Annotated in this window: 23 protein-coding genes and 4 tRNA genes; 22 read left to right on the top strand and 5 right to left on the bottom strand. The window is 53.7% G+C overall.

Features of this window, described 5'->3' with window-relative positions; genetic code table 11:
* Nucleotides 1–79 precede the first annotated feature (79 nt).
* Nucleotides 80–2,077, bottom strand: a complete 1,998-nt coding sequence (tkt, locus tag J0X00_RS13955) for a transketolase (RefSeq protein ID WP_282477024.1) — start codon at nt 2,075–2,077, stop codon at nt 80–82.
* A gap of 379 nt (nt 2,078–2,456) precedes the next feature.
* On the opposite strand from tkt, the gene metK reads away from it, so the two are divergent.
* From metK to ruvX, 8 genes are all read left to right on the top strand, one after another.
* Complete coding sequence (gene metK, locus J0X00_RS13950) at nt 2,457–3,611, top strand: methionine adenosyltransferase (protein ID WP_136487555.1); 1,155 nt, start codon at nt 2,457–2,459, stop codon at nt 3,609–3,611.
* Between the two features lie 404 nt (nt 3,612–4,015).
* Nucleotides 4,016–4,813 carry a DUF2189 domain-containing protein gene (locus J0X00_RS13945; RefSeq protein WP_136487556.1) on the top strand — a complete coding sequence of 266 codons (798 nt, stop codon included), beginning with the start codon at nt 4,016–4,018 and terminating at the stop codon, nt 4,811–4,813.
* 206 nt (nt 4,814–5,019) lie between these two features.
* On the top strand, nt 5,020–5,526 hold the full coding sequence (locus J0X00_RS13940) for a SprT family zinc-dependent metalloprotease (RefSeq protein WP_206208448.1): 507 nt from the start codon (nt 5,020–5,022) through the stop codon (nt 5,524–5,526).
* Nucleotides 5,527–5,707: 181 nt separating this feature from the next.
* Nucleotides 5,708–6,424 (top strand): endonuclease, encoded by a 717-nt coding sequence (locus tag J0X00_RS13935; protein WP_136487558.1) that lies wholly within the window; start codon nt 5,708–5,710, stop codon nt 6,422–6,424.
* Between the two features lie 223 nt (nt 6,425–6,647).
* Nucleotides 6,648–7,379: a 16S rRNA (uracil(1498)-N(3))-methyltransferase gene (gene rsmE, locus J0X00_RS13930; RefSeq protein ID WP_218562396.1), complete on the top strand. Its 732-nt coding sequence runs from the start codon at nt 6,648–6,650 to the stop codon at nt 7,377–7,379.
* An 11-nt stretch (nt 7,380–7,390) separates the two neighbouring features.
* The gene (gene gshB, locus J0X00_RS13925; RefSeq protein WP_136487560.1) at nt 7,391–8,347 is read left to right on the top strand and encodes a glutathione synthase; all 957 of its coding nucleotides are present in this window, start codon (nt 7,391–7,393) and stop codon (nt 8,345–8,347) included.
* Nucleotides 8,348–8,424: 77 nt separating this feature from the next.
* Entirely contained in the window at nt 8,425–8,988 is a 564-nt protein-coding gene (locus J0X00_RS13920) for a YqgE/AlgH family protein (protein ID WP_136487561.1), read from the top strand.
* Nucleotides 8,989–9,016: 28 nt separating this feature from the next.
* On the top strand, nt 9,017–9,442 hold the full coding sequence (gene ruvX, locus J0X00_RS13915) for a Holliday junction resolvase RuvX (RefSeq protein WP_136487562.1): 426 nt from the start codon (nt 9,017–9,019) through the stop codon (nt 9,440–9,442).
* Nucleotides 9,443–9,599: 157 nt separating this feature from the next.
* Here the strand turns inward: ruvX and J0X00_RS13910 are convergent, their stop codons facing one another.
* Both J0X00_RS13910 and J0X00_RS13905 read right to left on the bottom strand, forming a co-directional pair.
* Nucleotides 9,600–10,715, bottom strand: coding sequence for a PilT/PilU family type 4a pilus ATPase (locus tag J0X00_RS13910; protein WP_136487630.1), 1,116 nt, complete (start codon nt 10,713–10,715; stop codon nt 9,600–9,602).
* 45 nt (nt 10,716–10,760) lie between these two features.
* Nucleotides 10,761–11,798 (bottom strand): type IV pilus twitching motility protein PilT, encoded by a 1,038-nt coding sequence (locus J0X00_RS13905; RefSeq protein WP_136487563.1) that lies wholly within the window; start codon nt 11,796–11,798, stop codon nt 10,761–10,763.
* 40 nt (nt 11,799–11,838) lie between these two features.
* Between J0X00_RS13905 and J0X00_RS13900 the strand changes: the two genes are divergently transcribed.
* The 7 genes from J0X00_RS13900 (at nt 11,839) to hemW (ending at nt 16,938) form a co-directional block, all read left to right on the top strand.
* On the top strand, nt 11,839–12,549 hold the full coding sequence (locus J0X00_RS13900) for a YggS family pyridoxal phosphate-dependent enzyme (protein WP_282477023.1): 711 nt from the start codon (nt 11,839–11,841) through the stop codon (nt 12,547–12,549).
* 211 nt (nt 12,550–12,760) lie between these two features.
* Nucleotides 12,761–13,579: a pyrroline-5-carboxylate reductase gene (gene proC / locus J0X00_RS13895; protein ID WP_282477022.1), complete on the top strand. Its 819-nt coding sequence runs from the start codon at nt 12,761–12,763 to the stop codon at nt 13,577–13,579.
* A gap of 122 nt (nt 13,580–13,701) precedes the next feature.
* Nucleotides 13,702–14,259, top strand: a complete 558-nt coding sequence (locus tag J0X00_RS13890; protein WP_136487566.1) for a YggT family protein — start codon at nt 13,702–13,704, stop codon at nt 14,257–14,259.
* The gene (gene yggU, locus J0X00_RS13885; protein WP_136487567.1) at nt 14,259–14,549 is read left to right on the top strand and encodes a DUF167 family protein YggU; all 291 of its coding nucleotides are present in this window, start codon (nt 14,259–14,261) and stop codon (nt 14,547–14,549) included. The genes J0X00_RS13890 and yggU overlap by 1 nt, the downstream gene beginning before the upstream one ends.
* A gap of 168 nt (nt 14,550–14,717) precedes the next feature.
* Nucleotides 14,718–15,119 carry a DUF4426 domain-containing protein gene (locus tag J0X00_RS13880; RefSeq protein ID WP_256612999.1) on the top strand — a complete coding sequence of 134 codons (402 nt, stop codon included), beginning with the start codon at nt 14,718–14,720 and terminating at the stop codon, nt 15,117–15,119.
* 17 nt (nt 15,120–15,136) lie between these two features.
* Nucleotides 15,137–15,760, top strand: coding sequence for an XTP/dITP diphosphatase (locus J0X00_RS13875; protein ID WP_282478272.1), 624 nt, complete (start codon nt 15,137–15,139; stop codon nt 15,758–15,760).
* Nucleotides 15,760–16,938 carry a radical SAM family heme chaperone HemW gene (hemW, locus tag J0X00_RS13870; RefSeq protein WP_282478296.1) on the top strand — a complete coding sequence of 393 codons (1,179 nt, stop codon included), beginning with the start codon at nt 15,760–15,762 and terminating at the stop codon, nt 16,936–16,938. Before J0X00_RS13875 ends, hemW begins: the two co-directional genes overlap by 1 nt.
* A gap of 124 nt (nt 16,939–17,062) precedes the next feature.
* Here hemW and glsB read toward each other — a convergent pair whose 3' ends face one another.
* Nucleotides 17,063–17,983, bottom strand: coding sequence for a glutaminase B (gene glsB / locus J0X00_RS13865; protein ID WP_282478271.1), 921 nt, complete (start codon nt 17,981–17,983; stop codon nt 17,063–17,065).
* 171 nt (nt 17,984–18,154) lie between these two features.
* Complete coding sequence (gene trmB / locus J0X00_RS13860; RefSeq protein WP_136487571.1) at nt 18,155–18,874, bottom strand: tRNA (guanosine(46)-N7)-methyltransferase TrmB; 720 nt, start codon at nt 18,872–18,874, stop codon at nt 18,155–18,157.
* 194 nt (nt 18,875–19,068) lie between these two features.
* Here trmB and mutY point away from each other — a divergent pair, with 194 nt between their 5' ends.
* The 7 genes from mutY (at nt 19,069) to J0X00_RS13825 (ending at nt 22,286) form a co-directional block, all read left to right on the top strand.
* On the top strand, nt 19,069–20,124 hold the full coding sequence (gene mutY / locus J0X00_RS13855) for an A/G-specific adenine glycosylase (RefSeq protein WP_136487572.1): 1,056 nt from the start codon (nt 19,069–19,071) through the stop codon (nt 20,122–20,124).
* A gap of 21 nt (nt 20,125–20,145) precedes the next feature.
* On the top strand, nt 20,146–20,418 hold the full coding sequence (locus J0X00_RS13850; RefSeq protein WP_136487573.1) for an oxidative damage protection protein: 273 nt from the start codon (nt 20,146–20,148) through the stop codon (nt 20,416–20,418).
* A gap of 94 nt (nt 20,419–20,512) precedes the next feature.
* The gene (mltC, locus tag J0X00_RS13845) at nt 20,513–21,640 is read left to right on the top strand and encodes a membrane-bound lytic murein transglycosylase MltC (RefSeq protein WP_282478270.1); all 1,128 of its coding nucleotides are present in this window, start codon (nt 20,513–20,515) and stop codon (nt 21,638–21,640) included.
* A gap of 150 nt (nt 21,641–21,790) precedes the next feature.
* A tRNA-Phe gene (locus tag J0X00_RS13840) sits at nt 21,791–21,866 on the top strand.
* A gap of 53 nt (nt 21,867–21,919) precedes the next feature.
* Nucleotides 21,920–21,995, top strand: a tRNA-Thr gene (locus J0X00_RS13835).
* 7 nt (nt 21,996–22,002) lie between these two features.
* Nucleotides 22,003–22,078 (top strand) — tRNA-Phe (locus J0X00_RS13830).
* A gap of 132 nt (nt 22,079–22,210) precedes the next feature.
* Nucleotides 22,211–22,286 (top strand) — tRNA-Asn (locus J0X00_RS13825).
* Nucleotides 22,287–22,622: the final 336 nt, after the last annotated feature.

Below are 22,622 nucleotides of genomic sequence, written 5' to 3'. Positions count from 1 at the left end.
ATGTCGCTAGCATGCCTTAAACGAAAAAGGCCCTGCTCAGTGAGCAGGGCCTTGGGTTTCATTGCGTATTAAACCCGGCTTACGCCAGCAGTTCGTTCGCCGTATTGACCACGTTTTCCGCCGTGAAGCCGAACATCTTGAACAGCTCGCCCGCTGGTGCAGATTCACCGAAAGTAGTCATACCGATGATACGACCGCCAAAGCCGACGTACTTGTACCAGAAGTCTGCGATGCCCGCTTCAACCGCGATACGTGCCGTGACGTCTGATGGCAGTACCGCTTCACGGTAAGCCGCATCCTGCTTGTCGAAGGTGTCCGTCGATGGCATAGACACCACGCGAACCTGCTTACCTGCGGCAGTCAGTTGCGCTGCGGCTTGTACGGTCAGTTCCACTTCAGAGCCGGTCGCGATCAGGATCAGCTCAGGTTTGCCGGCACAATCTTGCAGAATGTAACCGCCTTTGGCGATGTCCGCCACTTGCTGCGCGCTGCGTTCTTGCTGAGCCAGGTTCTGACGCGAGAAGATCAGCGCCGATGGCGCATCTTTACGCTCGATAGCCAGTTTCCACGCGACCGCAGATTCGACCTGGTCACACGGGCGCCACGTGCTCATGTTTGGTGTCATACGCAGTGACGCTACTTGCTCGACCGGTTGGTGAGTCGGGCCATCTTCACCCAGACCGATGGAGTCGTGAGTGTAGACCTGGATGTTCTGAATCTTCATCAGCGCCGCCATACGCATCGCGTTACGTGCGTATTCCATGAACATCAGGAAAGTCGCGCCGTAAGGCACGAAACCACCGTGCAGGGCAATACCGTTGATGATGGCGGTCATACCGAATTCACGTACACCATAGTGGATGTAGTTTCCGGCGAAATCTTCGTGAGTCAGCGACTTAGAGCCAGACCACATGGTCAGGTTAGACGGAGCCAGGTCGGCTGAGCCGCCCATGAATTCAGGCAGGATCTTACCGAACGCTTCCAGCGCGTTTTGGGACGCTTTACGTGACGCGATGTTGGCCGGATTGGCTTGCAGATCAGCAATCACTGCGCTGGTCACTTGTTCCCAGTCAGCCGGCAGATCACCGGCCATGCGGCGCTGGTATTCCGCCGCTTCGGCCGGGTAAGCCTCAGCGTAGGCTGCAAATTTTTCATTCCAGGCGGCTTCTTTGGCTGCGCCGGCTTCTTTGGCATCCCACTCGGCGTAGATATCGGCCGGGATTTCAAACGCGCCGTATTCCCAACCGAGGAATTCACGCGCAGCTTTGATTTCGTCTGCGCCCAGCGGAGCGCCGTGACAGTCGTGTGAGCCCGCTTTGTTTGGTGAACCAAAACCGATGATGGTCTTGGTACAGATCAGGGTCGGACGACCGGTTTCCGCCTGTGCGGCTTCGATAGCGGCATTAATCGCTTCTGGATCGTGACCGTCTACTGCCGGGATAACGTGCCAGCCGTAAGCTTCGAAACGTTTTGGCGTATCGTCAGAGAACCAGCCTTCAACGTGACCGTCGATAGAGATGCCGTTGTCATCCCAGAAGGCAATCAGTTTGCCCAGACCGAGCGTACCGGCCAGAGAACATGCTTCGTGCGAGATGCCTTCCATCAGACAGCCGTCGCCCAGGAATGCATAAGTAAAGTGGTCAACGATGTCGTGACCTTCTTTATTGAACTGCGCGGCCAGCGCTTTTTCCGCAATCGCCATACCCACGGCGTTAGTGATACCCTGACCCAGCGGACCTGTGGTGGTCTCGATGCCTGGTGCGTAACCGTATTCAGGGTGACCCGGGGTTTTCGAGTGCAGCTGACGGAAGTTTTTCAGGTCGTCGATTGACAGCTCGTAGCCACTCAGGTGCAGCAGAGAGTAGATCAGCATAGAGCCGTGGCCATTGGACAGCACGAAGCGGTCACGGTCAGCCCAGTTCGGGTTTTGCGGATTGTGGTTCAGGTGACTGCGCCACAGCACTTCAGCGATGTCAGCCATGCCCATCGGGGCGCCTGGGTGACCAGAGTTAGCCTGTTGTACACCATCCATGCTCAGCGCGCGGATTGCGTTAGCCAGTTGTTTACGGGAAGACATGTCAGCTCCTAAAGCAATATGCGAAAAAATATCCGTCGGTCGCCAATTGACCTCACCAAGCCGCTTTCAGGGCGTGACGTTGAGGTCAATCGGGGAGAAAATTGGCCGATATTGTCGCAAAGCCGGATCGGCACTGCAAACCTTTTGCTGGCGCTTTGTTCCAATTTTGCAATGCTTTACGACATATTGATGCACAAAGCCTGCAAAAGTCCTGCCGATAAGCAAACGTTTGGTTAGCAATCAGACAAAAAAAGAGCTTGTAATTTAAGCATTCAAAACTAGAATAGACGTCTAGATGTAGAAACGCCTACATAATGAACGATTTTACAGAGCAGTGACCACGGCGCACTGCTCTTTTGATTATAGAATTGGAGCAATCATGGCTAAGCACCTGTTTACTTCTGAATCAGTATCAGAAGGCCATCCGGATAAAATCGCAGACCAAATCTCTGATGCGGTTTTAGATGCCATTTTGGAACAAGATCCAAAAGCACGTGTTGCTTGTGAAACTTACGTGAAAACCGGCATGGTTATGGTCGGTGGTGAAATCACCACTTCAGCTTGGGTTGATATCGAAGAGCTGACGCGTGAAACCGTACGTGAAATTGGCTACACCCACTCAGACATGGGTTTCGATGCGGACTCTTGTGCGGTACTGAACACCATCGGTAAACAGTCTCCAGACATCAACCAGGGCGTCGACAAATCTGACCCTAAAGAACAGGGCGCCGGCGACCAGGGCATCATGTTCGGTTATGCATGTAACGAAACTGACGTGCTGATGCCTGCACCAATTACATACTCTCACCGTCTGGTTGAGCGTCAGGCGAAAGTGCGTAAGAACGGCACCCTGCCGTGGTTGCGTCCGGATGCAAAATCTCAGGTCACTTTCCAGTACGACCAGGGCAAGATCGTCGGTATCGACGCGGTGGTTCTGTCAACGCAACACTGTGATTCAATCTCTACCCCGGATCTGCGTGAAGCGGTGATGGAAGAGATCATTAAGCCGGTTCTGCCAGCTGAATGGCTGAACAAAGAGACAAAATTCTTCATCAACCCAACCGGCCGTTTCGTTATCGGTGGTCCTATGGGTGACTGTGGCCTGACCGGTCGTAAGATCATCGTTGATACTTACGGCGGCGCAGCACGTCACGGTGGTGGTGCATTCTCTGGTAAAGATCCATCAAAAGTAGACCGCAGTGCAGCGTACGCCGCGCGTTACGTAGCGAAAAACATTGTTGCTGCCGGTATGGCTGACCGCTGTGAGATCCAGCTGTCTTACGCTATCGGTGTTGCGGATCCAACCTCAATCATGGTGGAAACGTTCGGTACTGAAAAAGTCTCACACGACATCATCATTGAAGCGGTACGTCAGTTCTTCGATCTGCGTCCGTACGGTCTGCAAGAGATGCTGAACCTGCTGCAACCTATCTACAAGAAGACCGCAGCATACGGTCACTTCGGCCGCGAAGAGTTCCCTTGGGAAGCCACTGACAAAGCCGCTGAACTGCGTGACTTCGCCGGTCTGAAATAAGTTCTTTCAACGGACATAAGTTCAGTCAGCGCACATCATAAAGCGCCACATTTCAAAGCCCTTGCCATCGCGCCAGGGCTTTTTTATTACCCCTCTTTCTTGCCCGCTTACTTGCCCGCTTAGCTCGCTGCCTATCAGTGCTTTCAATCTGCTATTTCCTGGTTAAATTTTATTCGTTTATTTGTGTTTTTGCTGCACGTCAGCAATAGTTAATACGAACAGACTGAATAGTTAATACCAACAGACGCAATCGTTCATACCAACAGACGAAATAATGAATACCGATAGAATTGATACTGCGCTGCCCGGGGGACTTTCCTCTTCAAGACACCACGCTCTTGCAAGGCACCCCGCTGGCTGCGTTCCTTATCCCACTGCTGTGCCTAATCGATCAGGGAGGATTTATGCCTCGTACGGTTCACTCTTCCGACTTCGACCATAAGCAAAAAGAAGTCGGTCCACAGGAATACGCCCGCACGCTGCCATGTAACTCGGTGAGTGTGTCTGCTCCGTTTCACTGGCTGGCGCTCGGCCTGCATGACTTTATCCGCATGCCGCTCATCAGCGCGTTCTACGGGCTGTGCTTTATGGCCGCCGCGATCGGTATTGTGCTGCTGGTGCAGTGGCAAGGCACCCACCTGGTCATTCTGCCCAGTCTGGTGATCTATATGCTGATTGGCCCTTTCCTTGCGCTCGGTTTGTACGCCGCGAGCTGGGAACGGGAGAAAGGCCACTCCGCCGGTCTGCTCCATTCGATTAAAGCCATTACCCGTAACTCCAGTTCACAGTGGGCATTTGCGGTGATGCTGGCCGTGGCGATGATTTTCTGGATGCGGATTGCCGCGCTGCTGCACGCGCTCTATCCGTCGGTGCAGGGCGCGCCGCTGACCGACTTCCTGCCGTTTCTGGTGATTGGCTCGCTGGTCGGTTTCGTGATTGCCTGTGTCATCTTCAGTATCTCGGCGTTTTCGATTCCGCTGATGATGGAGCGCCGCGTCGATGTGATGACCGCCGTGTTCAGCAGCTTTAACGCGGTGAAGTCCAACATTCCGGCCATGATCGTCTGGGCCGGGGTGATTGGCGGCGGGATCCTGATTGGCTTTGCCACCTACGGTATCGGTATGCTGTTTACTATGCCGATTCTCGGCTACAGCACCTGGCACGCCTACCATGCGATCATCAAGAAGAAACATGACGGCTAATCCTGGCCACAAGCGGACAATGTGTAACAAATGACACTGATATCAAAGGTCTCCAACCTGACTCACTGTCCCGTCCACTGGATACTACAGCGAGTACGGTCAACAGTGTTATGATAAAACCTCAGCCAAATGCTGAGGTTTTTTTTATCTTTTCTCTCGTGCCCCCGTGACCACACGCCGTTACTGAGCACGCTTCGCCGGAGTCCCTGTTTGTGGTCGATTTTGAACTGCAGTATCGCGCCAAAGCGCAAATTCAACGTTGTATCGACAAAGCCGAGCGCTATTTTAAGCGTCCCTTTGCCACTCCAAAGCTGAGCTTTCAACTGCGCGGTAAAGTGGCCGGCAAAGCCTATCTGCAGTTGCAGGAGATCCGTCTCAATCCGGTGCTGTTTGGCGAAAACCCGCACGCTTTCATCGAGGAAGTGGTGCCGCATGAAATCGCCCACCTGATCACCTATCAGATTTACGGCCGGGTGCGCCCGCACGGCAGCGAGTGGCAACACATCATGACTGAGGTATTTGGCGTGCCCGCCAATACCACCCACCGTTTCTCGGTCGCCTCAGTACAGGGCAAGACCTTTGAGTATCTGTGTGCCTGTAACCGTTATCCGCTCTCGGTGCGCCGCCACAATAAAGTGCTGCGCAATCAGGCGGTGTACCGCTGCCAGCAGTGCCAGCAAACTCTGACCTTCACCGGCAAACAACTCTCTTAAAGCTGCGTCTGTGCGGCCATTGCCGAGCCTGATTTTATCGGACGTTATATGTTAACGGCCACCGCAGCGCGCAAGTTTTGGTCAGACAGTGCGCTGCGTTCCGTAATGATAAAAACATCTGCTCAAACTGCCATTTATGAGTGATAGACTGGAAAAAATCACACTATAACCAGTCTTTACTATGTTGCGTTTATTACTTGCGCTGGGCTTAAGCAGCCTGGTTTCGGCAGCCTGGGCTTCAGCACCGACCTCTTTTTATCAGGCCAAAAAGGCCGCACTGACGATTTATCAGGATCATCCGGTCAGCTTTTACTGTGGCTGTAACATCACCTGGCAGGGCAAAAAAGGCACACCGGATCTGCAGAGTTGTGGCTATCAGGTGCGCAAACAGCAAAAACGTGCCAGTCGCATCGAATGGGAACACGTTGTTCCGGCCTGGCAGTTTGGCCACCAGCTGCAATGCTGGCAAAAAGGCGGGCGCAAAGAGTGCTCACGTCATGACGCCACCTTCAAGCGTATGGAAGCGGATCTGCACAATCTGACCCCGGCGATCGGTGAGGTGAACGGCGACCGATCCAATCTCAACTTCAGCCAGTGGAACGGCATCGACGGTGCGACTTACGGCCGCTGCGAAGTACAGGTCAACTTTAAACAGCGCCGGGTGATGCCGCCGGAGCGCGCGCGCGGCGCGATTGCACGGACCTATCTGTATATGAGCGACCGCTACGGTTTTCGTCTCTCCAAGGCCCAGGCTCAGTTGATGCAGGCCTGGAACCGCCAGTATCCGGTTAACCAGTGGGAGTGCGTGCGCGATCAGCGTATCGAACGCATTCAGGGCAACCACAACCCGTATGTCATCGAGCAGTGCCGCAGCTACGCACTGAGCGCCAAACCTTAATCGTACGCGCTTTATCATCTGCGCGTTAATCCGCGCGGCCACACCACAGCCTGACTGCCCAGCCGCAAGCGGTCTATGACTATGCTGACAGATGACCATGCTGACTTTGCGCCAAAACTGACTTTGTGCCAAAACAAGGGCAATCCGCGATTGCCCCTTGTTTTTTTGCTGTAAAGCGCCCATCTTAAGGGCCAGATAATTAGCATATTTCAGGAATACCAGCATGCGAGTTCCCCGTATTTATCACCCGCACCCTATTACTCATCTTGGCGCGCTCACTTTGAGTGAAGATGCGGCCGGTCACATCGGGCGCGTACTGCGCATGCAACCGGGTCAGGAAGTCCTGCTGTTTGACGGCAGTGGCGCGGAATTTCCGGCTGTGATTACCGAATCCGGTAAGAAGCAGGTGGTGGTCGAACTTTCTGAGCGGGTTGAGAACAGTATTGAGTCCCCGCTCGATCTCCATCTGGGACAAGTCATTTCCCGTGGCGATAAAATGGAGTTCACCATTCAGAAATCGGTCGAGCTCGGCGTCAACACCATCACACCGCTCATCTCTGAGCGCTGCGGCGTCAAGCTGGATCCGAAACGGTTTGAGAAGAAACTGCAGCAATGGCAGAAGATAGCCATCAGCGCCTGTGAACAGTGTGGCCGTAATATCGTGCCGGAAATTCGTCCGATCATGAGCCTGGAAGAGTGGTGTGGCGAGCAGAGCGACGCGCTCAAACTCAACCTGCATCCGCGCGCTAAATATTCCATCAATACCCTGCCACAGCCGGTAAGCAAAGTGCGCCTGCTGATTGGCCCGGAAGGCGGCCTGTCATCACAAGAGATCAAGATGACCCGCGATCACCAATTTGAAGAAACGCTGCTCGGCCCGCGCGTACTGCGCACCGAAACCGCAGCCTTAACCGCAATTACAGCCCTGCAAGTTCGCTTCGGCGATCTTGGCTAACGGAGATGAGCATGATTAAACTCGGCATCGTAATGGACCCGATTTCGTCCATTAACATCAAAAAAGACACCAGCTTCGCCATGATGCTAGAAGCGCAACGTCGCGGTTATGAGATTCATTATATGGAGATGAATGATCTACACTTAGATCAAGGCGTCGCCATGGCTGACACCAAAGTTGTCGAGCTGAAAGAAGATCCAACCGGCTGGTATGAATTCAAGTCCGAGCAATCCATCGCCCTGTCTGAACTCGACGCCGTGCTGATGCGTAAAGATCCTCCGTTTGATACTGAATACATTTACGCGACCTACATTCTGGAACGTGCAGAAGAAGAAGGTACCCTGGTGGTCAACAAGCCACAAAGCCTGCGTGACTGTAACGAAAAACTGTTCACTGCCTGGTTCCCGGAACTGACGCCGACCACGATGGTGACGCGTAAAGCCGAGAAGATTAAAGCGTTCCGCGAGCAGCATGGTGACATTATCCTTAAGCCTCTCGACGGCATGGGCGGCGCCTCGATTTTCCGGGTCAAGCAAGGCGATCCGAACGTGTCGGTGATCATTGAAACGCTGACCAACCAGGGACAAAACTACTGCATGGCACAGACGTTCGTGCCGGATATCAGCAACGGTGACAAACGTATCCTGGTGGTGGATGGTGAACCGATGCCTTACTGTCTGGCTCGTATTCCGGCCGCCGGTGAAACCCGTGGTAACCTGGCTGCCGGTGGTCGTGGTGAAGCACGCCCGATCAGCGACACTGATCGCAAGATTGCCGAAACCGTGGCACCGGTACTAAAAGAAAAAGGTCTGATCTTTGTCGGCCTTGACGTCATTGGCGATAAACTGACTGAGATTAACGTGACCAGCCCGACTTGCGTACGCGAGATTGAGGCGGCCTTCGATATCTCAATCACAGGTAAACTGATGGACGCGATTGAGCGTCGTATCAAAGCCTTGTCATTGTAAGGAGCTCCGCTCCTGAAAATTGGGCCTCACTCGCGGTGCAAATACCGCAGTGCCGGCCCTTGCAAGTGGAGACACAGATGAACCTGACCAACCATTTTCTCGTCGCCATGCCGAGCATGCAGGATCCTTACTTCAAGCACAGTGTGATTTACATCTGTGAACACAATGAAGAGGGGGCGATGGGGCTGATGATCAATGCTCCGATTGATGTCACTGTCGGCGGGATGCTCGAGCAGGTTGAAGTGGAAGCGGCGTATCCGCAGTCACACGCTGACAGCCTGAAACGTCCGGTATTTAACGGTGGGCCGATTTCGGAAGATCGCGGTTTTATTCTGCACCGTCCGAAAGATCATTATGAATCGAGCATTCATATGACCAACGAGATCAGTGTCACCACCTCAAAAGATATTCTGACGGTACTGGGCACCGATGCCGAGCCAAGCGGCTACATTGTCGCACTGGGCTACTCCGGCTGGTCGCCGGGTCAGCTCGAAGATGAACTGGCGGAAAACTCCTGGCTGACGATTGAAGCCGATCCGGAGCTGATCTTTAACACCCCGGTGCATGAAAAGTGGAATAAAGCGATTCAGAAACTGGGTATTAATCCGCACCAGCTGTCCACCCAGACCGGACACGCCTGAGCGGCGCGCAATTTAAGAGAAACACCCTATGTCACGCACTATTATGGCGTTTGATTTCGGTACTAAGAGTATCGGCAGCGCCATTGGCCAGGAAATCACTGGCACCGCCTCACCATTGAAAGCGTTTAAAGCCAACGATGGCATTCCCAACTGGGATGAGATTGAAAAGCAGATCAAAGAGTGGCAACCCGATCTGCTGGTGGTTGGCCTGCCGACTGACCTGCAAGGCAAAGCGCTGGAAACCATTACCCCGCGCGCCAAGAAGTTTGCCCAGCGGCTGCACGGCCGCTACGGCCTGCCGGTCGAACTGCATGATGAACGGCTGTCAACTGCCGAAGCGCGCGCCGAGCTGTTCTCGATGGGCGGCTACAAAGCGCTGAGCAAAGGCAACGTCGACTGCCAGTCGGCGGTGGTGATCCTGGAAAGCTGGTTCGAAACTCTGTGGGGCGAATAGCGACTGACTGCGCAGCATTTCCATCCTGCTCCAGCAACAGCATGTAAAAAACAGCCTGCTTCGGCTGTTTTTTATCATTCCCCATCACCCCGGGCGCTGAATCCATATACACTTAGTCCATATAAACTTGGTCCACATAAACTTGGTCCATATAAACTTAGTCCATATCAATCTGCACATTCGCCAGTGAACCGCCGGACAGCGCAGAACCCTCTGTGCCCGAGCGGGTTTTGAGCATCAGACGCAGATCATTGGCCGAATCGGCACTGTGCAGCGCTTCCTGCTCATCGATTTTATCCTCTGCCACCAGCTGATACAGCGCCTGATCAAAGGTCTGCATGCCGTTCTCACGTGATTTGGCCATGGTCGCTTTCAGTTCATGCAGATCGCCGCGCCGGATAAGATCCGCCACGCGCGGGCTGTTGAGCAATATTTCAAACACCCCGTGCCGCCCCTGACCCTGTTTATCCGCCAGCAATTGCTGCGCGATAATCCCTTGCAGGTTGAGCGACAGATCAAACAGAAACTGCTCGCGGCGCTCTTTGCTGACCAGATGTAAAATGCGCTCCAGCGCCTGGTTGGCATTATTAGCGTGCAGGGTAGCCAGACACAGATGGCCGGTTTCGGCAAAGGTCATGGCGTATTCCATCGTCTCACGTGTGCGGATCTCCCCGATGACGATCATGTCCGGTGCCTGACGCAGCGAGTTTTTCAGCGCCACTTCAAAACTGTCGGTATCCAGGCCGACTTCACGCTGGGTCACGATACTGCGCTGATGGGGATGAACGAACTCAATCGGATCTTCCACGCTGAGGATATGCCCGCTGCGCTCGGCATTGCGATAGCCGGTCATCGCCGCCAGGGTGGTCGACTTACCGGAGCCGGTCGCTCCCACCACCAGCACCAGGCCGCGCTTGGCCAGTGCCAGATCTTTCAGTACCGGCGGCAAATCGAGCTGCTCAAAGGTCGGGATGTCGGTTTCGATGCGGCGGATCACCGCGCCCGGCTGCTCGCGCTGCATAAAAGCACTGACCCGGAAACGGCCAAAGTCACGCACCAGGGCAAAATTAGCTTCATGGCTGGCGGCAAACTCTTGCTGGCGGGCACTGTCCATCATCGCATCCAGCAGTTGCCCGACCTGAGCCGAGCCAAGTGCACTGCCCTCAGCCTCCAGTGCGCCGTTGACCCGGTACAGCAGCGGCGCGCCGACCGTGATATAGATATCGGACGCTTTACGCGTCACCATGCCCTGCAGGCACTCATCGAGTTGCATCATGCTCTCTTTATCCTGATTACTCATAAACGCTCGGCCAGCTGCTTAAAACCCAGCAATATCGGTGGCGATTTTTTGCTGCACTTCAGCCTGATCCACCAGCCCTTTCGCCAGCAGCTGCTTGGCATTCTGCTCCATGGTCTGCATGCCGTGCATGGCACCGGTCTGGATAATCGAGTACATCTGCGCCACTTTATCCTCGCGGATCAAGTTACGGATCGCCGGAGTGGCCAGCATCACCTCATGACAGGCCACCCGGCCGCCCCCGACCCGTTTGAGCAGCTTCTGGGCGATCACCGCGCGCAGTGACTCCGACAGCATGGAGCGCACCATAGATTTATCATTGCCGGGGAAGACATCGATAATCCGGTCGATGGTTTTCGCCGCCGAGCTGGTGTGCAGGGTACCAAACACTAAGTGGCCGGTTTCTGCGGCGGTCAGCGCCAGGCTGATAGTCTCCTGGTCACGCAGCTCACCAACCAGAATCACATCCGGATCCTCACGCAGCGCGCTGCGCAGCGCATTTTTAAAGCTATGGGTATCGCGGTGCACTTCACGCTGGTTAATCAGGCATTTATTGTTGCTATGGACAAACTCGATCGGGTCTTCAATGGTCAGGATATGTTTATTATGGTGGGCATTGATGTAATCCACCATCGCCGCCAGTGTGGTCGATTTACCGGAACCGGTCGGGCCGGTGACCAGCACCAGGCCTTTCTCATAGTTGGCGATTTTACTGAAGATCTCCGGCGCTTCCAGCTGCTCTAAACTTGGAATCGTGGTCGGGATGGTCCGCAGCACCGCTGAGGCACCACGCGCCTGATGAAATGCGTTGACCCGGAAACGGCCGACCGACGGCAGTTCAAAGGAAAAGTCCACTTCGAGCCGTTCTTCATACTCGCTGCGCTGGGCATCGTTCATAATTTCAAAAATTAATCGATGCACGTCAGCATGGCTAAAAGCAGGCACACCAAGCTTTCTCACCTCGCCGTCGATACGAACCATCGGAGGAACGCCTGCAGAAAGATGTAGATCTGACGCATTATGTTTTACACTAAATTCCAGTAATTCAGAGATATCCATTTAATTTTCCTATGGTCAACAGACCCAAATAAGTCCGGCTATGAGTAGTATTCAACAAAATCTTGAACTTATCACGGCGCAGATCGCAAGCGCACAACAAAAGTGTGGTCGCGCTCCAGGCTCAGTGCAACTTCTGGCAGTGAGCAAGACTAAACCGGTTGAAGCCATTCTGGAAGCTGCCGCGGCAGGCCAGCGCAGCTTTGGTGAAAACTATGTCCAGGAAGGCTGCGATAAAGTGCAGTTTTTCGCCACCCAACATCCTGATCTCGATCTGGAATGGCATTTTATCGGCCCGCTGCAATCCAATAAAACCCGCCTGATTGCCGAGCACTTTGACTGGATGCACACCATTGACCGCGCCAAGATTGCCCAGCGCCTCAGTGAACAGCGTCCGGCCCATCTGCCGCCGCTGCAGGTGCTTATCCAGGTGAATACCAGTGGTGAAACCTCTAAGTCCGGCATCAGTGCGCAGCAATTATTTCCGCTCGCGGAATTGATTTCTACTCTGCCGGGCCTCACGTTAAGAGGATTGATGTCAATTCCGGAGAACGTCACCGACTATCAGTCGCAGTTGGCCGCCTTTCAGCAACTGGCCGCGTTAAAACAGCAACTGGCGGACAAGTTTGACGGCATTGATACCCTGTCGATGGGCATGAGCGGCGATATGGACGCGGCAATTGAAGCCGGCAGTACCATTGTGCGCATCGGTACCGCGATTTTTGGTCAGCGCGATTACAGCCAGAAAGGGTAATCCGCGCCGTGATCCAGGGTGTGGTTAACGTACCATTTGCCGCACCGTTTTACCGTCTGTAACGATTTAAGCGGGTGCACCGCGCAGACAGACTGTACCCTAAGTCATCAGTCTGGTTGTGACACGAATTTGGAACTCAGGTCTGCGGCTCTGAGCCGGTATCGGCCGATATCAGCACAGGTCAGCAGCCACAATATTGGACAAGAGAAGCATGGAACAAAGAACCGTCGCCTTTATCGGGGCAGGAAACATGGCACACGCCATCATCGCAGGTTTGGTCAGCAGCGGCTATCCGGCGCAGAGCATCATTGCCACCGCACCTTCTGAAACCCGCCGCCTGCCGCTGGAGCAGAACTATGGTATCCGCACCAGCAGTGACAACCTGGCGGCGGCCAGCGAAGCCGATGTGGTGGTGCTGGCAGTCAAACCGCAGCTGATGGCTGAGGTTTGTAAGCCGCTGCAGGCGATCGATTTTTCCGGCAAGCTGGTGATTTCGATTGCGGCTGGTGTGTCGGCGGCGCGTCTCAATGAGATGCTGGCAACGCAACTGCGTCTGGTGCGCGTCATGCCAAACACCCCTTCGCTGGTGAACCGCGGTATGGCCGGTCTGTTTGCGACTCCGCAGGTGGCCGAGCAGGATAAAGTGTTCACCGCAGATCTGATGCGCGCCGTGGGTGAAGTGTGCTGGGTAGAACAAGAGTCCGGCATCAATAGCGTGATTGCTGCAGCAGGCAGTGCCCCGGCCTATTTCTTCCTGTTTATGGAAGCAATGCAGGCTGAAGCGATAGCCCAAGGCTTTGACGCGGCAACCGCGCGTCTGCTGGTGCAGCAGTCAGCGCTAGGCGCTGCGGAGATGGTTAAAGCCAATCCGCAGATTGAACTGTCGACCCTGCGTGAGCAGGTGACCTCGAAAGGCGGCACCACCGCCGAAGCCATCCGCACTTTCAATGAGCATCAGCTCAGTGAGATTGTCGCGCAAGCGATGCGCGCTGCCGTGAGCCGCGCACAAGAGATGGAAAAATTATTTTAATATTAACGATCGTTTCATTACCCTAGTGCACACTCAATACTTCCGCTGCCGCACCCGTGCCAGACAGTGGTAAATTGTGCCGTGTCAGACCCAACGATCATCCTACGCAGTAAGGGCAACCTATGAATGCAATGAGTTTTTTAATCTCCACCCTGTTTGATCTTTATATCATGGTCGTGATTCTTAGAATCTGGCTGCAGGCAGCGCGTGCTGATTTCTACAACCCATTTTCCCAGTTTGTGGTAAAAGCGACCCAGCCGGTAGTCGGCCCGCTTCGCCGTGTTATTCCATCCGTCGGCAGCCTGGATCTGGCCACGATCTTGTTCGGTTATGTGTTGTGTATTCTCAAATACGTTGCCCTGATCCTGATCGCCTCCGGCGGCAGTGTGGTATTCAGCGCTGACTTCCTGCTGCTTGGTCTGCTGTCGCTGATTAAAGCGGCCGGTGGCCTGCTGTTCTGGGTACTGCTGCTGCGCGCAATTCTGAGCTGGGTTAGCCAGGGTCGCAGCCCGGTGGAGTACGTGTTCCATCAGCTGACCGAGCCGATGCTGGCGCCGATCCGCCGCGTGATCCCTGTGATGGGCGGTTTTGACCTCAGCGTACTGGTGCTGTTCATTGTGCTGCAGTTTGCTAACTTCCTGATGGGTGACTTTATCGGTCCTATCTGGTATCAGCTATAATGAAAGCAGCCTGGTTTGACGGGGACGATCTGGTGTTACGGCTGTATATTCAGCCCAAGGCCAGCCGTGACACAATTGTCGGTTTACATGGCGATGAGCTGAAAGTGGCGATTACCGCCCCGCCGGTGGACGGCAAAGCCAACGCACATCTCAGTAAGTTCCTAGCAAAACAGTGTAAGGTAGCGAAAGGACTGATCGCGATAGAAAAAGGGGAGCTTGGCCGCCACAAACAAGTGCGCATCAGTGCTCCGGTCTGTCTGCCGCCGCCGGTTGCGGCACTGCTCAGTTAATTACATACTTCCCCACCTTATGGTGGGGATTGTTTTTAGAGCAGTGCCATTTGATCACCATCCCGAACCTGCGGGCCGGGTGGGTCTTTTATGGAGAAAGCCCTTATGCATCTGAAACATTCTCTGCGCCAGCTCAGCGCACGTCACTGGGCTCTGGGCCTGCTGCTGATGGCCATCGTGCTACCGGCCAGCGCACAACAACAGATCACGATAAAGGATATTGAGGTACACTACTCGGCGTTTAACTCGACCTTCCTCACGCCGCAAGTCGCCACGCAGTACCAGTTGACCCGTAATGGCTACTCGGCCATCCTCAACGTCAGCGTACTCGATACGGCCGCGCTGGGTAAACCGGCCACCGAGGCTAAGCTCTCCGGCCAGGCCAAGAACCTGATCGGCAACATACGTGAGCTGGAGTTTCGCGAGGTGAAAGAAGGCGATGCGATTTATTATCTGGCTGAATTTCCGATCAGTAACGAAGAAAACCTGACCTTTGACATTGACGTCAACGCCGGGATGAAAGGCGCCGGCAAGCTCAAATTCAGCCAAAAATTTTATGTAGAACCGTAAACAAAATTGAGATAAGCATGAACAAGATTGTATTGGCCACTGGCAACCAGGGCAAAGTACGCGAAATGGCCGACCTGCTGGCCGAATTTGGTTTTGACGTGGTCGCACAAAGCGAATTTAACGTCTCTGACGTGGCAGAAACCGGCACCACCTTTATCGAAAACGCGATTATCAAAGCGCGTCACGCCGCCAAAGAGACCGGTATGGCGGCGATTGCTGATGACTCAGGCCTGGAAGTGGATTACCTGGCCGGTGCGCCGGGTGTCTATTCTGCCCGTTACGCAGGTGTTGGCGCGACCGATGCCGACAATCTCAATAAGCTGCTTGAGGCGATGCAGGGCGTACCGCAGGAGCAGCGCACGGCGCGTTTCCACTGCGTGCTGGTACTGATGCGTCACGCTGACGACCCGACACCGCTGGTGTGCCACGGTAAGTGGGAAGGGCGTATTCTGGAGCAGGCTCAGGGCAGTAACGGTTTTGGCTATGATCCTGTGTTCTTTGTACCGCAAGAGAACTGCGCTTCGGCAGAGCTTGAACCGGCGCGTAAGAAGCAGCTGTCACACCGTGGGCAGGCACTTAACAAGCTGTTTCAGGCGATTGAAGAACAAAAGCAGTTTGCCATTGAAGAGCAGAAGCTGTGATGTTAACTCCTCCGGCGCTGAGCCTGTATGTGCACATTCCGTGGTGCGTGCAGAAATGCCCGTACTGCGACTTTAACTCGCACGCCCTGAAAAATGATATTCCGGAAGATGAGTATATTGATGCCCTGCTGGAAGATCTCGATACCGATATTGAACGTTATCAGCTCAATCAGGCCCCGCGCCCGCTGCATTCGATTTTTATCGGCGGCGGTACGCCAAGCCTGATTTCAGCCGAAGGCATCGGCCGACTGCTGCGCGGGATTGAAGCACGGATCCCGTTTCAGCCGGAGATCGAAATCACCATGGAAGCCAACCCGGGCACGATTGAAGCCGAGCGTTTTGCCGGCTACCGCAGCGCGGGCGTGACCCGGATTTCGATTGGGGTGCAGAGCTTTGAGCCGGAGAAACTGACCCGCCTCGGCCGCATTCATGGTCAGGCTGAAGCGGTCAATGCCGCCAAACTGGCGCACCAGATTGGCCTCACCAGCTTTAACCTTGATCTGATGCACGGCCTGCCGGATCAGAGCCTGGAGCAGGCGCTGGCTGATCTTGACCGCGCGCTCGAGCTCGATCCACCTCACCTGTCCTGGTATCAGCTCACCATCGAGCCCAATACGCTGTTTTACTTTAAGCCACCAACCCTGCCGGATGATGATGCGCTGTGGGATATTTTTGATCTCGGCCATCACAAGCTGACCGAGGCCGGTTATGTACAGTATGAGATCTCCGGTTACAGCAAACCGGGTTATCAGTGCCAGCACAACCTCAACTACTGGCGTTTTGGTGATTATCTGGGTATCGGCTGCGGCTCGCACGGCAAGCTCAGTTTCAGTGATGGCCGCATCGTACGTACCACTAAGGTGAAGCATCCGCGCGGTTATCTGGCGGCCTATCAGAATCTGACCAAGCCGTATCTGGATAACGAGCAGCTGGTGGCCGATATCGATCGTCCGTTCGAGTTCTTTATGAACCGTTTCCGTTTGATCGAGCCGTGTCCGAAAGCTGACTTCACCGCCACCACCGGCCTGCCGCTCAGTGTGATTGAACCTACCCTCAACTGGGCGTTGCAGCAGGGCTATCTGAGTGAGGATGCCACCCACTGGCAGATCACCGAGAAAGGTAAACTGTTCTTAAACGATCTGCTGGAAGCCTTTATGGCGGAAGAAGAGGACGAGTAGCTTCCGTAGCTTGCTCACCTCATCGAGGTTATCTCAGCTGCTGTTCGTGAATGAGAAATAGCAAAAAGTCAGCCGATTGGCTGACTTTTGTCTCTGCAGAGCGAATGATCACACTCCGGTGCACTCAGAAGATAGAGCGGCCGATTCGCTGCGCCAGCAGCTCCAGTGCCCGGGTACCGGCCAGTGAGTTACCGCACGGATCCAGCTCCGGTGACCAGACTGCGATGGTCATTTCGCCCGGCACGATAGCGATAATACCGCCGCCGACCCCGGATTTACCCGGCATGCCGACCCGGTAGGCAAACTCCCCGGCACCATCATACAGGCCACAGGTCGCCAGCAGCGCGTTGATCTGCTTACTTTGCGTGGCAGTGATCACCGGCTCGCCGGTATGCACCGACACGCCTTTATTGGCCAGATAACTGAACATTTTCGCCAGCTCGACACAGCTCATTTTCAGCGCGCAGGCATGAAAATAGTTATTCAGCACCGGCAGCACTTCGTTGTCAAAGTTACCAAACGCGCGCATCAGATAAGCGATGGCCGCGTTGCGGTCGCTGTGCATCATCTCCGACGCGGCGACCACTTTGTCATACACTAACTGCGCTTCGCCGCTCAGTTGGCGCGCGAACTCCAGCAGGCGCTGGCGCGGCGCCGACAAGCGGCTTTGCAGCAAATCGGCAATCACAATCGCCCCGGCGTTAATAAACGGGTTGCGCGGAATGCCCTTCTCCATTTCGAGCTGGATCAGCGAGTTAAACGCCTGTCCGGACGGCTCCTTGCCGACCCGGCGCCATAGCTCATCCGGCTGATACAGATTCATGGCCAGGGTCAGGCTGAGCGCTTTCGAGATCGACTGAATCGAGAAGCCCTCGTGCGCGTCACCGGCGGTGATCACTTCACCCTGATTGGTGTACACGGCGATACCCAGCTTGTCATTCGGCACCTGTGCCAGGGCTGGTATGTAGTCTGCGACTTTTCCTTGTCCGATCAGTGGGCGAACTTCATCCAGGATGTCCGCCAGTATGTCTGAGGTCGGTTTCATGTCTTCAACTGTCTTGGTTGTTATTGTTGTTGATAGGATATGAGGTGCAGCCAGCTCAGGCTGCGCAGTCAAAAAAGCCAACATTGCAGTCATGTTGGCTTCGTTTCACGTTATGCCCGGTCAGTATCAGTTGCCCGGTCTGGCTTGTCCAGCGTTAGCTGGCGGCCCAGATTAACTGATGCGCTGAAATTTGATGTCCCACACACCGTGGCCGAGACGGTGGCCACGCTGTTCAAATTTGGTCAGCGGACGATCCGCCGGACGCTCGACAAAATCGCCTTGCTGCGCGATGTTCTGGTAACCCGGCGCCTGATTCATCACTTCAATCATGTGCTCGGCGTAGTTTTCCCAGTCGGTCGCCATGTGGAAGATACCTTCACCCGGGATCAGCTTCTGACGCACCATCTCCGCGAACTCCAGCTGCACGATACGGCGTTTGTGGTGACGCTTCTTGTGCCACGGGTCCGGGAAGAACAGCTGCAGTGTCGTCAGGCTGCTGTCAGGAATCATATTGGCGAACACTTCCACCGCGTCGTGACACATCACGCGCAGGTTAGTCACCCCCGCCTCACGCGCCGAAGAGAGACACGCCCCCACACCCGGGCTGTGCACTTCGATACCGATGAAGTTTTTCTCCGGTGCATTCTTAGCCATCTCAACCAGAGAGGCGCCCATGCCAAAGCCAATTTCCAGTACCACAGGGTTACTGTTACCAAATACCTCGCTCCAGTCCAACAGAGCATCCTGATAATCAATACCCATGGTTGGCCAACACTCTTTCATCGCGGCTTCCTGACCTTTGGTCAGACGGCCTTCACGACGAACGAAACTGCGAATTTTACGCACAATTTTGCCGTCTTCAGTGAACTCATTTTTGGTTACTTCAGTCATGGATATTGCCTGCTTAATTTTTACTCTCACTCAAAGGGCTTGTGATTATCCAAAGAATTGCTTTGGGTGCAAGTGTTATTGCTAACCAAAGAACCGCAAAGATAGCGAAATAACCGCAAATATTGTCTGTTTTACTTCTGGTAAAATATGTGCTGCAATTTTGCCCCATTATTATTCTTAATACAGAGCAAGTCGTGACTCCTTTCGCTAAGGCTATTCTTACCTGGTATGACGCTTACGGGCGTAAAAACCTGCCGTGGCAACACAACAAAACCGCATACAGCGTCTGGCTGTCGGAAATTATGCTGCAACAGACTCAGGTTGCTACCGTGATCCCTTACTACCAGCGCTTTATGCAGCGCTTCCCGACCGTGACTGCGCTGGCCGCAGCCGAGCAGGATGAGGTGCTGCATCACTGGACCGGCCTTGGCTATTACGCCCGCGCGCGTAATCTGCACAAAGCCGCCAAGATTGTCGCCACCGAGTACGGCGGTGAGTTTCCGACCGACATTGAGCAGCTCAATGCCCTGCCCGGCATCGGCCGTTCGACTGCTGCCGCGATTTTGTCTTCGGTGTACAAACAGCCGCACGCTATCTTAGATGGTAACGTCAAGCGTACCCTGGCACGCAGTTTTGCGGTCGAAGGCTGGCCGGGGCAAAAGAAAGTTGAGAATCAGTTGTGGCAACATGCCGAGCAGCACACTCCGGCCACCGATGTCGACAAATACAATCAGGCGATGATGGATATGGGCGCGATGATCTGTACCCGTTCCAAACCCAAATGCAGCCTGTGTCCGGTGATGGAGTTCTGCAGCGCATACCAGCAAGGCAACCCGCTCGACTATCCGGGCAAAAAGCCGAAGAAAGACAAACCGGTCAAAGAAACCTGGTTTGTCATGCTGCATCACGGTGAAGATGTGTGGCTGGAGCAACGGCCGCAAAGCGGGATCTGGGGCGGCCTGTTCTGCTTTCCGGAAACGGCCGATGCCGCGATTGAACACGCTCTGGATCAGCGCAGTATTGCTGATAAGCTGGTAGTAGCGAAAAAGACTTTAATCGCTTTTCGCCACACATTCAGCCATTATCACCTCGATATTACTCCGGTTTTGCTGGAATTATCCGCCAAACCCGACATCATCATGGAAGCGGACAAAGGTCTTTGGTATAACTTAAACCAACCTGAAGAAATCGGCTTAGCTGCCCCTGTAAAGCAGCTGCTGCAAAGTCTTCCATTTGAAATTCATGCATAAAAAATTAAAGAGGAAGTCGTTATGAGCCGCACTGTATTTTGTGCTCGACTACAAAAAGAAGCGGATGGTCTGGATTTTCAGCTGTATCCGGGTGAACTGGGCAAACGTATTTTCGATAACATTTCGAAAGAAGCCTGGGCGCAATGGCAATCTAAGCAAACCATGTTGATCAACGAGAAGAAGCTCAACATGATGGATCCTGAGCACCGTAAACTGCTCGAGCAGGAAATGGTGAACTTCCTGTTTGAAGGTCAGGAAGTTCATATCGAAGGTTACACGCCACCAAGCGAGTAATTCGAGACCATTTCTATGAAAAACAATGACATCACAGCCTTCCGCTCTGGTGTCATTTTTGTTTTTAACCGTCTCAATCACGTTCGGGGAGCAAATGAGAAAGCTAGTTTATTGCCTGACGGTCATGCTGTTGGCAGGCTGCAGCCGGGAATTTGTCGAGAGCTTGTACGATGTCGATTACGAGCCTACTAACCGCTTTGCCACCAATCTGGCGCAGCTGCCGGGCCAGTTTGTCAAAGACACCGCGGCCCTCGATGCGCTGATCAACAGTTTCTCCGGCAATATCGAAAAACGCTGGGGCAGCCGCGAAATCAAGATTGCCGGTAAGCGTAACTATGTCAAATACATCGATGACTACCTGAGCCGGGCCGAAGTTAACTTCAACGACGGTCAGATCCTGGTCGAAACCATCTCGCCGACCGATCCTAAAGGTCACCTCAAGAAAGCCATAGTCACCACCCTGCTCACTCCGGATGATCCGGCCCATGTCGACTTATTCTCATCACAAAATATTGAATTAAAAGGGCAGCCTTTTCTGTATCGTCAGGTGGTCGATCAGGAACACAAGCCAATTCAGTGGAGCTGGCGCGCCAACCGCTACGCGGATTACCTGATTGCTCATCACCTTAAAGTTAAACAGGTCGACTTTAAACAAGCCTATTATGTCGAGATCCCTATGGTCGAAGATCAGGTCGAGATCCGCAGTTACCAGTACGCCAGTATTGTCCAGCGTGCGGCGCGCAAATATGACATTCCGGAAGATTTGATTTACGCCATCATCAAAACCGAGAGCAGTTTCAACCCTTATGCGGTGAGCTGGGCCAACGCCTACGGACTGATGCAGGTAGTGCCAAAAACCGCCGGGCGCGATGTGTTTAAGCTGGTCAAGAACCGCTCCGGCCAGCCGTCCCCCGAATATCTGTTTAATCCGGAGAACAATATTGATACCGGAACGGCCTACTTTCACATTCTCAAAACCCGCTATCTGCGCGATGTGCGCAACCCGGTCTCACTCGAGTACAGCATGATTTCAGCCTATAACGGTGGTACCGGCGGGGTACTCAACACCTTCGACCGCAACCGGCAGCGGGCGATGAATGACCTCAATTCACTCAAACCGAATCAGGTTTACTGGGCTTTGACCAAAAAACACCCGAACGCAGAGTCGCGCCGCTATCTGGAGAAAGTGACCCAATTTAAGAAACAATTTAACGCTGGCTGAGAAAAAGTTAACGCTGGCAAAGAAAAAGTGATGCATTTGCAGTAAAAACCACCACCTTGCTTAAAATAGCGGCGCTTAAGCGATTTTTTAATTTTTTTTAGAAAAACAGGTTGACGACTGGAGGGAAAATCCGTTTAATAGCGCTCCGTTGCCCGGATAGCTCAGTCGGTAGAGCAGAGGATTGAAAATCCTCGTGTCGGTGGTTCGATTCCGCCTCCGGGCACCACAATTTAAATGTTGTTGGTGCAGGTCACCAGCAGCAGTAAAAGAATACAGTGCGCCGACTTAGCTCAGTAGGTAGAGCAACTGACTTGTAATCAGTAGGTCACCAGTTCGATTCCGGTAGTCGGCACCATTCTTTTGCCTCGATAGCTCAGTCGGTAGAGCAGAGGATTGAAAATCCTCGTGTCGGTGGTTCGATTCCGCCTCGAGGCACCATATTATTTCCGGTGCTCACTAACCTTGTAAGGTTAAGTTGAAAATCATCGGTCAGTGCCCTGGGCGGGCCCGTTATTCCGCCTCGAGGCACCATTATTTGGTGCTTTACTCTGCAAAGAGTACACAAATAATTCCCCCTTAGTTCAGTCGGTAGAACGGCGGACTGTTAATCCGTATGTCGCAAGTTCAAGTCTTGCAGGGGGAGCCACTTTACAAAACCCAGTCTTCGGACTGGGTTTTTGCTTTTGTGCAGTATGGGAAATTAAACGCCTTTGTGAACGGTAGATATGTCGCAACCGAAGGTCGGCCCGTACAAGTCCTGACAGCGGGAACCTCTTTAGAAAATCCAGTCTTCGGACTGGTTTTTTGCTTTTCTGCAGTATGGGAAATTAAACGCCTTTGTGAACGGTAGATATGTCGCAACCGAAGGTCGGCCCGTACAAGTCCTGACAGCGGGAACCTCTTTAGAAAATCCAGTCTTCGGACTGGTTTTTTGCTTTTCTGCAGTATGGGAAATTAAACGCCTTTGTGAACGGTAGATATG

This window comes from Vibrio sp. ABG19, assembly GCF_029962385.1.
In the GTDB taxonomy this organism is placed as follows: domain Bacteria; phylum Pseudomonadota; class Gammaproteobacteria; order Enterobacterales; family Vibrionaceae; genus Vibrio; species Vibrio ostreae.
The sequence above is the reverse complement of the archived record's forward strand: the minus strand, read 5'-3'. Positions and strand labels throughout refer to the sequence as shown.

Excerpts from the sequence above, each read along its gene's own strand:
- J0X00_RS13880 (WP_256612999.1), top strand. The coding sequence starts at position 14,718 with ATGGCCATCGTGCTACCGGCCAGCGCACAACAACAGATCACGATAAAG.
- J0X00_RS13945 (WP_136487556.1), top strand. The coding sequence starts at position 4,016 with ATGCCTCGTACGGTTCACTCTTCCGACTTCGACCATAAGCAAAAAGAA.
- J0X00_RS13935 (WP_136487558.1), top strand. The coding sequence starts at position 5,708 with ATGTTGCGTTTATTACTTGCGCTGGGCTTAAGCAGCCTGGTTTCGGCA.
- gshB (WP_136487560.1), top strand. The coding sequence starts at position 7,391 with ATGATTAAACTCGGCATCGTAATGGACCCGATTTCGTCCATTAACATC.
- J0X00_RS13905 (WP_136487563.1), bottom strand. The coding sequence starts at position 11,798 with ATGGATATCTCTGAATTACTGGAATTTAGTGTAAAACATAATGCGTCA.
- rsmE (WP_218562396.1), top strand. The coding sequence starts at position 6,648 with ATGCGAGTTCCCCGTATTTATCACCCGCACCCTATTACTCATCTTGGC.
- mltC (WP_282478270.1), top strand. The coding sequence starts at position 20,513 with ATGAGAAAGCTAGTTTATTGCCTGACGGTCATGCTGTTGGCAGGCTGC.
- metK (WP_136487555.1), top strand. The coding sequence starts at position 2,457 with ATGGCTAAGCACCTGTTTACTTCTGAATCAGTATCAGAAGGCCATCCG.
- J0X00_RS13850 (WP_136487573.1), top strand. The coding sequence starts at position 20,146 with ATGAGCCGCACTGTATTTTGTGCTCGACTACAAAAAGAAGCGGATGGT.
- J0X00_RS13890 (WP_136487566.1), top strand. The coding sequence starts at position 13,702 with ATGAATGCAATGAGTTTTTTAATCTCCACCCTGTTTGATCTTTATATC.
- yggU (WP_136487567.1), top strand. The coding sequence starts at position 14,259 with ATGAAAGCAGCCTGGTTTGACGGGGACGATCTGGTGTTACGGCTGTAT.
- proC (WP_282477022.1), top strand. The coding sequence starts at position 12,761 with ATGGAACAAAGAACCGTCGCCTTTATCGGGGCAGGAAACATGGCACAC.
- J0X00_RS13900 (WP_282477023.1), top strand. The coding sequence starts at position 11,839 with ATGAGTAGTATTCAACAAAATCTTGAACTTATCACGGCGCAGATCGCA.
- glsB (WP_282478271.1), bottom strand. The coding sequence starts at position 17,983 with ATGAAACCGACCTCAGACATACTGGCGGACATCCTGGATGAAGTTCGC.
- hemW (WP_282478296.1), top strand. The coding sequence starts at position 15,760 with ATGTTAACTCCTCCGGCGCTGAGCCTGTATGTGCACATTCCGTGGTGC.
- trmB (WP_136487571.1), bottom strand. The coding sequence starts at position 18,874 with ATGACTGAAGTAACCAAAAATGAGTTCACTGAAGACGGCAAAATTGTG.
- J0X00_RS13910 (WP_136487630.1), bottom strand. The coding sequence starts at position 10,715 with ATGCAACTCGATGAGTGCCTGCAGGGCATGGTGACGCGTAAAGCGTCC.
- J0X00_RS13875 (WP_282478272.1), top strand. The coding sequence starts at position 15,137 with ATGAACAAGATTGTATTGGCCACTGGCAACCAGGGCAAAGTACGCGAA.
- ruvX (WP_136487562.1), top strand. The coding sequence starts at position 9,017 with ATGTCACGCACTATTATGGCGTTTGATTTCGGTACTAAGAGTATCGGC.
- tkt (WP_282477024.1), bottom strand. The coding sequence starts at position 2,077 with ATGTCTTCCCGTAAACAACTGGCTAACGCAATCCGCGCGCTGAGCATG.
- J0X00_RS13920 (WP_136487561.1), top strand. The coding sequence starts at position 8,425 with ATGAACCTGACCAACCATTTTCTCGTCGCCATGCCGAGCATGCAGGAT.